The organism is Actinomadura sediminis (assembly GCF_042675525.1).
GTDB classification, from domain to species: domain Bacteria; phylum Actinomycetota; class Actinomycetes; order Streptosporangiales; family Streptosporangiaceae; genus Spirillospora; species Spirillospora sediminis.
Genome location: NZ_JBHTJA010000050.1, coordinates 13,118 through 26,820 on the forward strand (window position 1 = coordinate 13,118; position 13,703 = coordinate 26,820).

A 13,703-nucleotide genomic window follows, 5' to 3' on the forward strand; every position below is an offset into this window, starting at 1 on the left:
ACCAAGGCGATCCCCCGGGGCGAACATGAACCGTTTCGTGGCAGACCTCAGACTCGCAGCCGTGCTCGGCGGGCTGTGCCGCTCCGCATGCGGAGCGCTGGGCTGCACGGCGGCGGCCGGCGTCATCTCCATCGGCGCCCCCGCGACGACGGAGGCGACGGCCCCGGGCGAGCCCCGGCCGCGCCGCCAGGTGCCCGCCGTCGACCGCGTGGCGTTCACCGGCGTCCACGAGGACGACCACCGGGGCGACCGGCTCCCGGTCCGCCCCCGGCCGCCCGCCGGCGCCCCTCAACGCCCGAGCCGGCCTCGCGACCACGGCGGCCCCGGGCAGCCCGGCTCCCCGACCGAGCTCCCCTCAGCTCACGCCAACGCGGCGAGCACACCCGGTGACAACTCGTCCGGCCCGCCGACACCCCGACCCGCGGAGGAACCGGCCCGCCCTCACCGGACCGGCCTCGTCGCCACGGCACGCACCGCACAACGGGAACGCCCCGGCCCGGCACAGCCGCCGACACCCGGATACGACCGGGCGGCGTTCCGCCACCAGCCGGGCACCCCCGATCCCCTCGCCGCGATGAACGCCATGCCTGGCGAGCACCTCGCCGACCCCCAGGCGTCGACACCCCGCCCCGACCGGCATTCGCCTCCCCCGGCCGCCCGTTCCGAAGCCGGCACCACCGCGGTGGCCACGGCCCTGCTCCTTTCGCTGTTCCCCATCGTCGCGGCGGCCATCTGCTACCCGCTGCGGCGCCGCGCCGCCGCTCCCCAACGGCCCGAGCCGTCTCCCCGCACGGTCGTCCCCTACAGCCCCCCGCTCGACCCGTTCGCCATCGGCGCCGTCGGGCTCGCCGGCCCCGGAGCCCTGGCCACGGCCCGGGTGATGGCCCTCGCGGCGCTCGGAACGCGACCCCCGTCCCTGGTCGTGATCCCCCGCCCGGACGTCACCCGGATGTTCGGCCTCGACGAGGACGAATTCCTCGACGACGACATCGCCGAACTGTTCATCCCCGGGAACCTCGACGCCGCCCTGGCCTATCTCGAAACCGAGCTGGCGATCCGCCGGAACACCGCGAAGGCCCCCGGGCCCCGGCTGCTCCTCATCGCCGACTGCGCCGGCGAGACCGACCGTATTCACGCTCTCCTGGACGTCCACCGAGGCGGGGTGTCGGCGATCCTCCTGGGCCCCTGGACCGGCGACCGGGCGACCGTCGCCGCCGGCGGCCTGGTGACCGCCCCCCCGGCCGAGACGGTCCTGCCCGCCCGCCTGCCGACGATGTCCAAGGCGCAGGCCAACGAGCTCCTCTACGCCGCCGCCACGCCCCCTCCCGTTCGCCGCCGCCCCTCCCGCCGGTCCGCCGCCCGGCGCGCCTGACGTCGACGCATCGGACGGACGCCGCCGGCACGGTGACTCGCGGACGACGCGACGGAGGCTTCCGGAGATGGCAGGGCTCCCGCTGTACCGGCCGCCGGACGGTACGTCCCGGCGCCGCGAGGCGGACCGGTGGCACGGCTGGGGTGGGCGTCGCCGCATCGGAGGGCCGGGGCGGTAGTCGCGCGGACCCGGGGGGTCAGGGGTCCGGGAACGGCTCGTCGGTTTCGGCTCTGGCCTTCCGGAGGGCGCGCAGCGCTCGCCGGAGCACCGCCGTGTCGGGTGGCTCCTCGCCGGCGCGGTCGAGGTAGGCGGTGCAGCGCGCGAGCCAGGTGCGGGCGGCGTCCTCGATGCGGGCCTCGGCACTGCGGGACCTCGCCAGGGCCAGGTCGCGTTTCTCGGCGCGGACCCGGCGGGCGAGTTCGGCGTCGTCGGCGAGGGCCCGCACGTCGCGGAGGGCGAAGCGGCCCAGCCGGTCGCGTTCGAGACCGCGTTCCTCGGCCACCCGGTCGAAGGTCTTGCGGGGCCAGTCGAGGAGGGTCGCGGCGCCGCCGGCGTCGACGCTGTCGAGAAGGGGACCTTTGCGGGCAGCGACCACGTCCCGGACGGCCGCGGCGTCGAGTGCGTCGAGGTCGCGGAGGAGGTAGACGGGGTGGCCGCGGAAGCTGCTGATGACGGCCAGGTCGCCGCGGGCCGCGAGGACCTCGACGTCGCGGCGTTCCACGTCGAGGCGGACTCGGGCGGCGAGGCGGGCGGCCGCGCGGGTGGACCCGATCGGCGGCTCCGCGCCGAAGGCGGCGACGATGCGTTCACCGTGGTCCTTGCATTTCTCGGCGAGTCCGGACGACCAGCGTTCGCCGTCCAGGTCGGGTTCGGGGAGGAGGCCGTGCTCCCTCCCGACGCGCATCTGCCAGCGGGAGATCCCGAGGTACCGGGCGAACTGGTGGGTGCCGTAATGGGCGGGCATGGCGGGCCTTTCGTCGTGAAGTCGTCGCTGCCCACCTTCGCCCGCATGACCGGAGGCCGCGCACGGAACAAGCATCTGTGGATAACTCCGAAAGAACGTTTCTCCCATTTCGGTAATTGGTGGTCATTTCATTGCCCCGCGTGGCTGGGAAGGGCCTAGAGCATGCAAAGGTAAGGGCATGAACTCGACGAGACGGCTGGGAATCGGGCTGGCCGCGGTGGGCCGGCCGGCGTACATCAACGTGGGCAGGGCGGAGGAACTGCCGTTGCGCCGTGGCGTCGACGACCTGCGCCGGGCCACCTGGGAACTTCTGGACGCGGCGTACGCGGCGGGCATCCGCTGGATCGACGCGGCGAGGTCGTACGGCAGGGCCGAGGAGTTCCTCGGCGGGTGGCTCGCCGACCGGGCGCCCCGGAACGTCACCGTGTCGAGCAAATGGGGCTACGCGTACGTCGGCGACTGGGACGTCGATGCGCCGGTGCACGAGCGCAAGGAGCACAGCCTCCAGCGGTACCGGTCGCAATACGCGGAGACACGTGAACTCCTGGACGACCACCTGTCGGTCTACCAGGTGCATTCGCTCACCATGGACAGCCCCCTCTTCAAGGACGCCCGGCTCCAAGCCGCCATTGCGGAGGCCGCCTCCGACGGGATCCGCGTGGGCTTCTCCACGTCTGGGCCGCGGCAGGGCGAGACCATCCGCCGTGCCATGGCCCTGGAGGTGTCCGGGCAACGCCTCTTCAGCACGGTCCAGTCGACGTGGAACATCCTGGAGACCTCGGCGGAGGACGCGCTGCGCGAGGCCCACGCGGAGGGGCTGCACGTGATCCTCAAGGAGGTGATGGCGAACGGGAAGCTCGCGCTGCGACCGCCCTTCGCCGCGCGGACGGTCGCCTTCGAGAACCGCGTGGAGCCGGACGCCCTCGCCATCGCGGCGGCGCTGAGCCGTCCCTGGGCGGGCACGGTCCTGGTCGGCGCGGTCAGCCCCGCGCAGCTCGAGGCCAACCTGAGGGCGACGGGCGTCTCCCTGGACGAAGCCGAACTGGACGTGCTCGCGGGCTTGAGCGTCCCGCCGGAGCGCTACTGGGCCGACCGGAGCGCCCTCCCCTGGACCTGATCGGCGCGCGGGCGGGGCGTCCGCCGGTTCATGGCACGATGAAGCGCGCCCACCAAGATCGGAATCGTGTCGATGCAGCCAGCACCCCCAGAGATGATCGGCCCCTACCGCGTCGTCGCGCGGCTCGGCTCGGGCGGGATGGGCGAGGTATTCCTCGCGACGTCGCAGAGCCGCCGGGCGGTCGCCGTGAAGGTCATCCGGGAGGAGCTGCTGGGCGACCCGAAATGGCGTGCGCGGTTCCGGCGGGAGGTCACGTCGGCGCGATCGGTCAGCGGCTTCTACACCGCACCCGTCGTCGACGCGGACCCCGACGCCGACCGGCCGTGGCTCGCGACGCAGTACATCCGCGGTGTGAGCCTCGCGAAGGCGGTGCTGGAGAAGGGGCCGTTGCCGGAGCAGGCCGCGTGCCGGCTCGGGGCGGGGCTCGCGGAGGCTCTGATCGCGATCCACGACGCGGGGATCGTGCACCGCGACCTCAAGCCGTCCAACGTGCTGCTGGCGTCGGACGGCCCCCGCGTGATCGACTTCGGCATCGCGCGGCCGCTGGGGGCCGTCCCGCTCTCGCGCACGGAGATCATGGGGACGCCCGCGTACATGTCCCCCGAACAGGCGCTCGGCGAGCCGGTGACGCCGCGCAGCGACGTGTTCGCGCTGGGGTCGACGCTCGTCTTCGCGGTGACGGGCTCGGCGCCCTTCGGCACCGGGCGCAAGGTCCGCGGGCGGATCGTGCACGGCGTGCCCGACCTGAGCAGACTGCCCGAACCGATGTGGGGCGTGGTGACGCGCTGCCTCAGCAAGATGCCGGAGGACCGCCCGTCACCGGACCAGGTCCTCACCGCTTTCTCCACACTCCTGGACGCGCACTACGGCGTGGAGTGGCTGCCCTCGGGGGTCGAACAGCTGATCGGCGCGAACGATGTGACGCTCCGGGAGGTCACGGCCGAGCTGCCCACGCTCCGTGAGCCGTCCCCCTAGGGGCGGAGCCCTTCGGCGAACGCTTCCCGCGCGGGCGATGGCGTGCGCGCGGTCTTGGGCCCGGCGGTCGCCCAGCCCCAGATCGGCCTGCGTGCCGGGTGACCGGAAGGGGGTTCGGGCCGTTGAGATTCTTCTCACTCTCGTGGAGCGCCGCGGCGAGGTCGTCCGGCGGGCGGAGCGCGTGCCCCGGCCTGCGCGGGCTCCGGGACAAGGCCGCCGGAGGGCGGATACGGATGGCGTGCCGCGAGGAGGGCCAAACTACGCCGATCGCTGCGCACGATGCGATACTCCTCGACGGCCAGCCAGACCAGGCGTTCTCGGGGCAAGTCGCCCGTTTCACGGAGATCGAGGATGCGGTCGCCGCTCGCGGCGGCCTCGGTCTCCCCGCGGGCGCGCGTGGGCGGCCCGGCCGCCGCACGGGCGCCCACGGCCCCGCGTGGGCACCCGCCGGACCGTCCGCCGACGCACCGGGCCCGAATCGGCCCATGTGATCACCTGGATACGATGAAGAACGGAACGTCTACGCAGGTGTGGACGCAGTTGGGAGCGAGCGAGTATGTCGGATTTCGAGCTCAACCACGCGGGCGGCCGGATGCCCCTCGAGGTGACCGAGGCGACCGAGGGCCCCTCCGGCCTGGGGGTGAACACCCTGCTCAAGGACACCGGGCACGTCACCCTTGATCCCGGTTTCACCAACACCGCGTCCACCACGTCGGCGATCACCTATATCGACGGCGAGGCGGGCATCCTGCGCTACCGCGGGTACCCGATCGAGGAGCTGGCCGAGAAGTCGTCCTTCCTCGAGGTGGCCTACCTGCTGATCTACGGGGAGCTGCCGACCGGCGACCAGCTCGCCGCGTTCACCGACAGCGTCCGCAACCACACCCTGCTCGACGAGAAGTTCCGCGCGTTCTTCTCCGCGTTCCCGCGGCGCGCGCACCCGATGGCGGTGCTCTCGTCCGCGGTGAGCGCGCTGTCGACGTTCTACCAGGACAGCCTCGACCCCTTCGACCCGCAGCAGGTCGACCAGTCCAGCATCCGGCTGATCGCCAAGCTCCCGACGATCGCGGCTTACGCGTACAAGACGTCCAACGGGCAGCCCCTGCTGTACCCGGACAACAGCCTCGGGTACGTCGAGAACTTCCTGCGCATGACGTTCGGCCTGCCCACGCAGCCGTACGAGGTCGACCCGGAGATCGTCCGGGTCCTGGACATGCTGTTCATCCTGCACGCCGACCACGAGCAGAACTGCTCCACCTCCACCGTGCGGCTCGTCGGCTCCAGCCAGGCGAACCTGTTCTCGTCGGTCTCCGCGGGCGTCGACGCCCTGTTCGGCCCTCTGCACGGGGGCGCCAACCAGGCGGTTCTGGAGATGCTGGAGCGGATCCACCAGGACGGCGACGACATCGACACGTTCGTCCGCCGGGTCAAGGACAAGGAGCCCGGCGTCAAGCTGATGGGCTTCGGGCACCGCGTCTACCGCAACTACGACCCGCGCGCCGCAGTGGTCAAGAAGGCCACGAGCAAGGTCCTGGACGCGCTCGGCAAGTCCGACCCGCTGCTCGACCTCGCCATGCGCCTGGAAGAGGTCGCGCTGAGCGACGACTACTTCGTCGAGCGGAAGCTCTACCCGAACGTCGACTTCTACACCGGCGTCATCTACAAGGCGATGGGGTTCCCCACGAACGCCTTCACGGTCCTGTTCGCGCTCGGCCGGCTGCCCGGCTGGATCGCGCAGTGGCGCGAGATGCTCAACGACCCCGCCACCAAGATCGGCCGCCCGCGCCAGGTCTACGTCGGCCCGGGCGAGCGTCACTACGTGGACGTGTCCGCCCGCTGAGGCGCACGCCGGACGGCGGTGGACGGGCCCGGCCCGCCCGCCGCCGTCCGGCTTTATCCACAGAATCTCGTTCTAGTCACATGCCTCCCGGCGCCCGCCGAGGCTGGGTTCCGTACCGGCCGAGCGCGAGGAGGCAGCCATGCCAGTGACGATCACCGTCCCCGAGGAGACGACCGCGCGGTTCGTCGTCGCCGCGGACCGGGTCCCCGGCGACATCACCGCCGTGATCCGCCGTGCCCTGCCCGGGCCGTACGCGGAGGCGGCGGCCGAACGGCTCGGCACGCCCGGCCTGATGGTCACGGTCCATCCGGCCGACTCGGCGCCGTGGAGCCCGCACCGGGCGATCGGCGCCGACGCCGCCGACGCCGAGGCGATCGCACGGGCCGACCGGCACATCGGCGTCACGTCCGTCATCCCGGTCGACGAACTCCCGACGGCGCCGCACATCGTCCGCGCCACGGCCCTGGCGATCGCCGAGGAGGTCTGCGGCGTCCCCGTCGACCTCGACACCGACCAGGTCCTGCCCGCATCGCGCCCCGGCGGTTTCGTCCTGGCCGACGGCTGGCTCGGCGCGTCCCTCACGCCCTACCGGGACGGTGGACGCTGCGAAGCGGAGCCCGGCGACGCCGAGGGCTGCACCTGCGTCCGCCTACGGTCCCGCGGGTTGCGCCGCTTCGGGATCCCGGAGCTCGAGATCACCGGCGTGGCCTGCACGCAGGACGTGGCCGCGCTCAACGTCCTGCGCGCGACCGCGCAGCGGCTGCTCCCCCTCGGCCGGCACCCGGGCCGCCACACGGTGACCTCCGAGCCGGCGCTGACCGGCACTGACTTCGCCGAGTTCTGGGGCGCCCGCCGGCCGATGTGGGACGACGGCCCCGTCCCCGTGCGGCTGGTCGAGGCGGGCCCCGGACGGCTGGCCATCGAGGCGCCCGCGGACTTTCCCGGCACCTTGAACGACTGGCTGTGGGACGAGCTGCCCTCGGCCCTCCACCGGGTGCTGAGCCGCGACCCCGACCGAACACCGGCCACGTCCTCGCCCGGCGGCTAACGTCACCTGTCATGGACGAGTCTCTGCAGAAGGTGCTGGCGGACGTCGCCGCAGAAAGTGCGGCCCAGAACCGCGACCGGGGCGTCCACGACTTCCCGGACGGCAGCGGTCGGGCGTCTGAGCACACCGGTCCCTCCGAGCGTGCCTGCGCGGACGCCGCGGCGTCCGGAGGACCGGCCTGGCGGCACATCCTCGAAGGGAAGTTCTGCGCAGGCCTCGCCAAGTCCGATCCCGCCCGGCTGCGCAAGGAACTCGTGCAGACGGCCGCGGTCGCGGTCCAGTGGATCCAGGCGCTCGATCGCCGCCAGACCGGCGGCGCCGGGCCCGAGAAGCTGGTCCGCGACCGCATCCCGGAGATCGTCCTCCGCTCCGGCCGGACCCCCACGACCCGGATCGCCGCGCGGGAGGAACACGCGACCCTGCTGCGCGCCAAACTCATCGAGGAGGTGACCGAGTACACGACCGACGCGGATCCCGACGAGCTCGCCGACGTCCTGGAGGTCCTGCACGCCCTCGCCGCCGTCCACGGACTCACGCCCGCCGACCTGGAGCACCGCCGCGCGGCCAAGGCCGCCGAACGCGGCGGCTTCAACCGCGGAATCGTCCTCCGTCTCCCGGCGCCCGAGAACGGCTGAGCGGACACGCACGGACAGCGTTCCCCACACGGAACGCCGATCCTCAAGGCCCGCCGCAGGAGAGGCACCCGTGCAGGAGAGGCACCCCTGTAGGAAAGACATCCCAGCAGGAGAGGCGCCGCCCTTGCACGATTGTCCAACGAGGAGATCGCCGGGCGGCTGGTGCTGCCGCCCGCCACCGCCAAGACCCACGTCAGCCGCGCACGGGCGTATCTCGGACCGTCCACGCCTCCCGCACCAGCGGCTGTCAGACCCGGTATTCCGCGACCGAGTGAGCTCGCGTCCCCGGCGAGGTCCTGCATGGTGACGGGTTCACCGGCGGTGGTGTAGGCGGAGAGTTCGTGGGGCGCCCGGCGGACGAGCGGGTGCGGCTGTTCGCGGCCGCCCTGATGCACGACATCGCCAAGCCGCACTACACCCGCAGCGAGGACGACAGCCGCATCACCGCGCGCGGGCACTCGCCGTGCCCGGTCGTGGGCGCCGACCTTGGCCAGGATACGAGCAACGTGGCACGGGACACGTCAACCTGGAACACCTCGGCACGGGATACGCCCGTGCGACATACGCCGGCGCGACAGACGCGGGGGAAGCAGTGGCGCGGGGAGTGCCGAGGGCGGGGGCCGCTGGATCGGTCGCCGACACGGACGTCTTGGGGGGTGTCCTTCGGTGTTCCCTGCTGGCCGTCCGGGCGGTTTCATGGTCGCGTTCGTGGTTCAGGTTGCGCCTACGCGTCTTGCCGACTCCGGGTCCAGGGGGTAGGGGCGTTCCCGAGGGAGGAGTCTGCTCGCCTCCGATGTTCTTCCGTCCTGGAGCAGTCGGTGGATTCGGCGGACGAGCAGCGTGCGGTCTTCGATTCCGAGGATCCAGGAGTCCACATAGCGGTCGATCACGTGGCGGCTCAGCCCCACCTGGATGCTGCGGTGTTCGAGTTTTCGCCCGCGCAACGACCGTTCCGGGTCCCATTGGACGTGGACGGCGGCTTTCGCGAAACTCCGGCGCCATTCGTCCGAATCACGGAAGACACGGCGATCCGCGTGGGTGGGGACGGCCAGTGCGAGAGCCTCTTCCCAGCCGGCGCGGGATATCCGTACCGCGAGGACCATCTCCTGGCCGGGCTTGCGGGCCCAGTTGCTGCGGGCCATCAGCCAGAGAAAGGACGGCTTGATCCAGGTCATCCGGTTCCGCGAGAAGGGTTCGACGAACGTGCCGTTCCGGACGGCCGGAACGCCGATCTCCGGCCGGTAGGCCTGGTAAACGGTGATCGAGTCACGATCGTGTTCGGCGCGGATCTGCCGGAGCGGAACGGTCATGTCATGCCTTCATCGTGCCTCAGAGTGCGTCGTCGCGGCTCGCCGGTGATATTGGCCGTTCGGCGGTCCGGGGTCAACGCGTTCTATCCGCCGGAGTCGCGGGCCGGGGCACGGGTAGCCTGCTCGCCGAAGCCTGTTTCCATGCGGGGGCGGTGACCGTGGCGACGTTCGTTCTGATTCCCGGGGCCGGTGGGCGTGCCTGGTACTGGCATCGGCTGCCGCCGGAGTTGCGGGGGCATGACGTCGTGGCCGTGGACCTGCCGGCGGACGACGATGCCGCTGGGCTGCGGGAGTACGCCGACACGGTGGTGTCCGCGATCGGCGGCAGAACGGGCGTGGTCCTGGTCGCGCAGTCGATGGGCGGGCTGACGGCGCCGCTCGTGTGCGCACGGGTGCCTGTGGAGCGACTGGTACTGGTCAACGCCATGGTGCCGGCGCCCGGGGAGACGGGCGCCGAATGGTGGGGGAACACGGGGCAGCCGCGGGCGGCGGCCGAGCTGGCGGTGCGGCAGGGACGGACGCCGTCGGAGGAGCTGGACCCGATGGAGATCTTCTTCCATGACGTCCCGCCGGACGTGGCCGCGGAGGCGATGCGGGAGGAGCCGCGGCAGTCGTCGGCGCCGTTCGAGGAGCCGTGGCCCCTGAGCGCGTGGCCCGATACGCCGACCGTGTTCCTGCAGGGACGGGACGACCGCCTGTTCCCGCTCGAGTGGCAGCGGCGACTCGTCCGGGACCGGCTGGGGATTCCCGTCGAGGACCTGCCCGGCGGGCACCTGGTGGCGCTCGCGCGTCCGCGGGAGCTGGCGGCGAGCCTGGTCCGCGCGGCGTCCTGAGGCTCAGGCGCGGGTGCGGCGGCGGTGCGCCTTCTGGCGGCAGGCCGGGCCGCAGTAGCGCGCCGGACGGCCGGTTCGCGAGGTGTTCAGGGGACGGTCGCAGATCTCACAAGCACCGTCCTTTCGTGACACCTCGGTTTCGTTACCCTGTTTCGTTACGTCCTGTCGGGGGCGCAGGGCGTCCAGCGCCAGCGCGGTGATGCGGCGCGGCGGCACGGCGGCGCGCCGGAAACGTTCCATGGCCATGCAGCCGTTCATCAGCGTCCGCACCTCGTGGACGTCCACGTCGCCCCGGACGTCCCCGGCCTCGATCGCCCGGCGGAGCAGCACGTCCAGAGCGTCGGTGAACGCCGCGTCCATGCACTCCCCCTCCAACGCCCCCGCCCCCTGTTCCATGAGGGCCTCGCAGAGCGCGTGGTTGACCATCGCGGCCTCGACGACCCGGGCGAGGAAGTCGTAGAACGCCGCACCGGGGTCGTCCGCCGCGCCGAGCGCCCTCGCCTCGTCCACCATGGCTCGGACACGGTCCGACACCACGGCCTCGAACAGGGCCTCCTTGGTGGCGAAGTTGCGGTAGACGGTTCCCGCGCCGACGCCCGCCCGGCGGGCGATCTCGTCGAGCGGGACGAGCCTCCCGTCCGCGGCGAACGCCTCCAGAGCGGCCCGCATGACGCGTTCCCGGTTGCGGCGGGCGTCCGCGCGCATGGGCGGTCGATCGGTCGGCACGGGCCGCTCCCTTCCATTGACAACCGGGGCGATCGTTCCGGTACGGTGCTAACCGGGTGGTACGTTCCGATTCTACGGGAGAGTCATGACGACGACGGTGGACGAGGCCGGGCGGCGACTGGGACGGATCGGCGCGGTGCTCATGACGCCGATCGCACCGGCCGGCGAGTGGCGGCGGGCGGCGCGGCGGCTGGAGGACGCGGGCTACGGGGCGATCTGGGTGAACGAGGCCATCGGGGGCCGGGAGGTGTTCACGCAGCTCGGCGTGATGCTCGCGGCCACCGAACGGGTCGTGCTCGGCTCGTCGGTCGCGAGCCTCTGGGCGCGGCATCCCGCCGTCATGCAGGGCGCCGCGTCCGTCCTCGCGGACGCTTACCCGGGGCGGCTCGCGCTCGGCGTGGGCGTCGGCATCCCCGGGATGGTCGAGCAGAGCGGGCAGAAGTGGACGAGCCCGCTGGCCCGGATGCGCGAGTACCTGGACGGGATGGACGCCGCCGTCGAGGCGGCCCCCGCGCCGGAGGTCCCCTTCCCCCGGCTGCTCGCCGCGCTCGGCCCGAGGATGCAGGAGCTGGCCCGGGAGCGCGCCGACGGGGCGCTGCCCGCGGCGATGCCGGCCGAGCACACCCGCCGCACCCGCGAGCGGCTCGGCGCGGGGAAGCTGGTGGCGGTGCTGCAGCCGGCGATCCTCGAGACGGCTCCGGCGGCGGCGCGGGAGACCGCGCGGAGCACCGGGCTGCTGTCCCTTCCCGGATCGCCCTATGTCCGCGCGCTCAGGGAGCTGGGCCACGCGGAGGCGGCGCTCGTGGACGGCGGCTCCGACGAGGTCGTCGACGCGTGCTTCGCCTGGGGGGACGGGGAGGCGATCGCCCGGCGCGTCCGCGCGCATCTGGACGCGGGCGCCGATCACGTGGCCGTGTCGGTGCTCGCGCCCGATCTCGCGTCGGCCGCCGACCGGTACGAGCGGCTCGCGCCCGTGCTGCGGACTCTCTAGCCGGCCGCCGGGCGGACGAGCCCGGTCTCGTAGGCGGCGATGACGAGCTGGGCGCGGTCGCGGGCGTCCAGCTTGGCCAGCAGGTGGCCGACGTGGGTCTTGACCGTGGCCGGGCTGAGGTGCAGGTGCTCGGCCAGCTCGGTGTTCGACAGGCCGCGGGCGATGAGGGTGAGGACCTCCCGTTCGCGGGCGGTGAGGGCGCCGAGACCGGCGGGCGCGGGCCGGACGGGGCCGGGGCCGCGGACGAACTCGGCGATCAGCCGCCGGGTCACCGTGGGCGCGAGCAGCGACTCGCCCTCCGCGACCACCCGGACGGCCGACAGCAGATCGGCGGGCGGGGTGTCCTTGAGGAGGAAGCCGCTGGCCCCCGCCCGCAGCGCCCCGTAGACGTAGGAGTCGAGGTCGAACGTGGTGAGGATCAGCACGCGGACGTCCGGGAGCGCGGCGCAGATCCGGCGGGTGGCCTCGAGCCCGTCCATCTCGGGCATCCGGACGTCCATGAGGACGACGTCGGGACGTTCGCGCCCGGCGAGTTCGACGGCCTCGGCGCCGGTCCCCGCCTCCCCCACCGAGCGGAATCCGGGCGCGGTGTCGATGAGAACGCCGAAGCTGCCGCGGACCAGGGCCTGGTCGTCGGCGACGAGGACGCGGAGTTCTTCCACGATGCTCACGTTTCGTAGGGGAATCGGGCCGTGACGGCGAATCCGCCCTCCGGCCGGGGCGCGGCATCGAACTCGCCGCCGTACATCATGACGCGTTCGCGCATCCCGATGATGCCGTGCCCCTCGCCGGGGCCGCCGCCCGGCAGGACGCGCACGCCCGGGCCGTCGTCGGTGACGTCGATGCGGACGCGCCCGCGCCCGGCGGCGACGCGGACGCGGCAGCGGGCGGGCGCGGCGTGCTTGACCACGTTGGTGACGGCCTCCTGGACGATGCGGTAGATCGCGAGCGCGACGCTCTCGGGCACGTCGCCGGCCCGCACGTCGAGGTCGACGCGGACTCCCGCCAGGGCCGCCCGTTCGGCGAGGCCGTCGAGGGCGGAGAGGTCCGGGGGCGGCGCGAGACCGCCGTCTCCGCCGGAGTCGGCCCGCAGGACGCCGAGGAGGTGGCGCATCTCGGCGAGGGTGCCGCGGCTCGTGGCCTCGATGACGCGGAGGGCGTCGACGGCCTCGGCGGGGCGGGCCTCGGCGACGTGCACGGCGACGCCGCTCTTCACGGCGATGAGGCTCATGCTGTGGGCGACGATGTCGTGCAGCTCCCGGGCGATGCGCAGCCGTTCCTCCCCGACGGCGCGGTCGGCGAGTTCGCGGGCGAACCGCGCGGCGTGCTCGCGGCGGTCGCGGACGGCGCGGCCGAGCGCCCAGGACGCGCCGAGCATCGCGAGCGCGAGCGCGAGGAGCCCGAGCCGTTCGGCCTGCGGGCCCAGCGGCCCGGTGAGGGCGACGGCGAGGATGACGACGCAGCTCGGCACGCCGATGAGGGCGGTGGGCACCCGGCCGCTCCGGCGCCGGGTGACGGCGACGGGGTAGAGGGCGTAGGCCGCGGCGACGAAGGCCTCCGGCGGCATGTCGAGGAGCATCATCAGGGCGGACGACGCGGACACGACGGCGAACACGGGGACCGGCCAGATCCGCCGGACGGCGAGCGGGAGCCCGGACGCGGCGACGAGGAGCCCGGCGGCGGCCGCCGGGACGCCGGTCCGCGCGGAGGCGAGCATCACGAGCACGTAGAGGAGCGCCGCCGCGACGTCGAGGGCGATCAGCCGGGACCGGGCGACCCGCGGGGCGAGCGGGTCGCGCGCTTCGGGTTCGTCCACGTCGCAACGGTATCCAGGGCCGCGCGGGGACGCGTCCGCCCGGCGGGCGTCGGACCGGGGTCGGAGGTGTGCGGGC

General features: G+C 73.2%; 13 protein-coding genes and 1 pseudogene. 9 read left to right on the forward strand and 5 right to left on the reverse strand.

The window, feature by feature from the left end:
* Window positions 1-37: 37 nt before the first annotated feature.
* A complete protein-coding gene (locus ACFQ11_RS22700; protein ID WP_378301818.1) occupies window positions 38-1,372 on the forward strand; it encodes a hypothetical protein in 1,335 nt (444 codons plus the stop codon).
* Window positions 1,373-1,568: 196 nt separating this feature from the next.
* On the opposite strand, the gene ACFQ11_RS22705 is transcribed toward ACFQ11_RS22700, so the two are convergent.
* Complete coding sequence (locus tag ACFQ11_RS22705) at window positions 1,569-2,336, reverse strand: hypothetical protein (protein ID WP_378301819.1); 768 nt, start codon at window positions 2,334-2,336, stop codon at window positions 1,569-1,571.
* 178 nt (window positions 2,337-2,514) lie between these two features.
* Between ACFQ11_RS22705 and ACFQ11_RS22710 the strand changes: the two genes are divergently transcribed.
* From ACFQ11_RS22710 to ACFQ11_RS22735, 6 genes and pseudogenes are all read left to right on the forward strand, one after another.
* Complete coding sequence (locus ACFQ11_RS22710; RefSeq protein WP_378301822.1) at window positions 2,515-3,453, forward strand: aldo/keto reductase; 939 nt, start codon at window positions 2,515-2,517, stop codon at window positions 3,451-3,453.
* 72 nt (window positions 3,454-3,525) lie between these two features.
* On the forward strand, window positions 3,526-4,428 hold the full coding sequence (locus ACFQ11_RS22715) for a serine/threonine-protein kinase (RefSeq protein WP_378301878.1): 903 nt from the start codon (window positions 3,526-3,528) through the stop codon (window positions 4,426-4,428).
* A gap of 556 nt (window positions 4,429-4,984) precedes the next feature.
* A complete protein-coding gene (locus ACFQ11_RS22720) occupies window positions 4,985-6,268 on the forward strand; it encodes a citrate synthase (protein WP_378301824.1) in 1,284 nt (427 codons plus the stop codon).
* A 139-nt stretch (window positions 6,269-6,407) separates the two neighbouring features.
* Window positions 6,408-7,316 carry a hypothetical protein gene (locus tag ACFQ11_RS22725; protein ID WP_378301826.1) on the forward strand — a complete coding sequence of 303 codons (909 nt, stop codon included), beginning with the start codon at window positions 6,408-6,410 and terminating at the stop codon, window positions 7,314-7,316.
* Between the two features lie 11 nt (window positions 7,317-7,327).
* Window positions 7,328-7,951, forward strand: a complete 624-nt coding sequence (locus tag ACFQ11_RS22730; protein WP_378301828.1) for a hypothetical protein — start codon at window positions 7,328-7,330, stop codon at window positions 7,949-7,951.
* A 132-nt stretch (window positions 7,952-8,083) separates the two neighbouring features.
* Window positions 8,084-8,281: pseudogene (locus tag ACFQ11_RS22735) on the forward strand (hypothetical protein); the annotation flags it as partial.
* Window positions 8,282-8,664: 383 nt separating this feature from the next.
* On the opposite strand, the gene ACFQ11_RS22740 reads toward ACFQ11_RS22735, so the two are convergent.
* Window positions 8,665-9,261, reverse strand: coding sequence for a DUF4291 domain-containing protein (locus ACFQ11_RS22740; RefSeq protein ID WP_378301830.1), 597 nt, complete (start codon window positions 9,259-9,261; stop codon window positions 8,665-8,667).
* Window positions 9,262-9,419: 158 nt separating this feature from the next.
* On the opposite strand from ACFQ11_RS22740, the gene ACFQ11_RS22745 reads away from it, so the two are divergent.
* Entirely contained in the window at window positions 9,420-10,094 is a 675-nt protein-coding gene (locus tag ACFQ11_RS22745; RefSeq protein WP_378301832.1) for an alpha/beta fold hydrolase, read from the forward strand.
* Window positions 10,095-10,097: 3 nt separating this feature from the next.
* Here ACFQ11_RS22745 and ACFQ11_RS22750 read toward each other — a convergent pair whose 3' ends face one another.
* A complete protein-coding gene (locus ACFQ11_RS22750; RefSeq protein ID WP_378301834.1) occupies window positions 10,098-10,820 on the reverse strand; it encodes a TetR/AcrR family transcriptional regulator in 723 nt (240 codons plus the stop codon).
* An 85-nt stretch (window positions 10,821-10,905) separates the two neighbouring features.
* On the opposite strand from ACFQ11_RS22750, the gene ACFQ11_RS22755 reads away from it, so the two are divergent.
* A complete protein-coding gene (locus tag ACFQ11_RS22755; RefSeq protein ID WP_378301836.1) occupies window positions 10,906-11,811 on the forward strand; it encodes a TIGR03620 family F420-dependent LLM class oxidoreductase in 906 nt (301 codons plus the stop codon).
* On the opposite strand, the gene ACFQ11_RS22760 is transcribed toward ACFQ11_RS22755, so the two are convergent.
* Window positions 11,808-12,476 carry a response regulator gene (locus ACFQ11_RS22760; protein WP_378301880.1) on the reverse strand — a complete coding sequence of 223 codons (669 nt, stop codon included), beginning with the start codon at window positions 12,474-12,476 and terminating at the stop codon, window positions 11,808-11,810. The genes ACFQ11_RS22755 and ACFQ11_RS22760 overlap by 4 nt on opposite strands.
* A gap of 2 nt (window positions 12,477-12,478) precedes the next feature.
* Entirely contained in the window at window positions 12,479-13,627 is a 1,149-nt protein-coding gene (locus tag ACFQ11_RS22765; protein ID WP_378301839.1) for a sensor histidine kinase, read from the reverse strand.
* Window positions 13,628-13,703 lie beyond the last annotated feature (76 nt).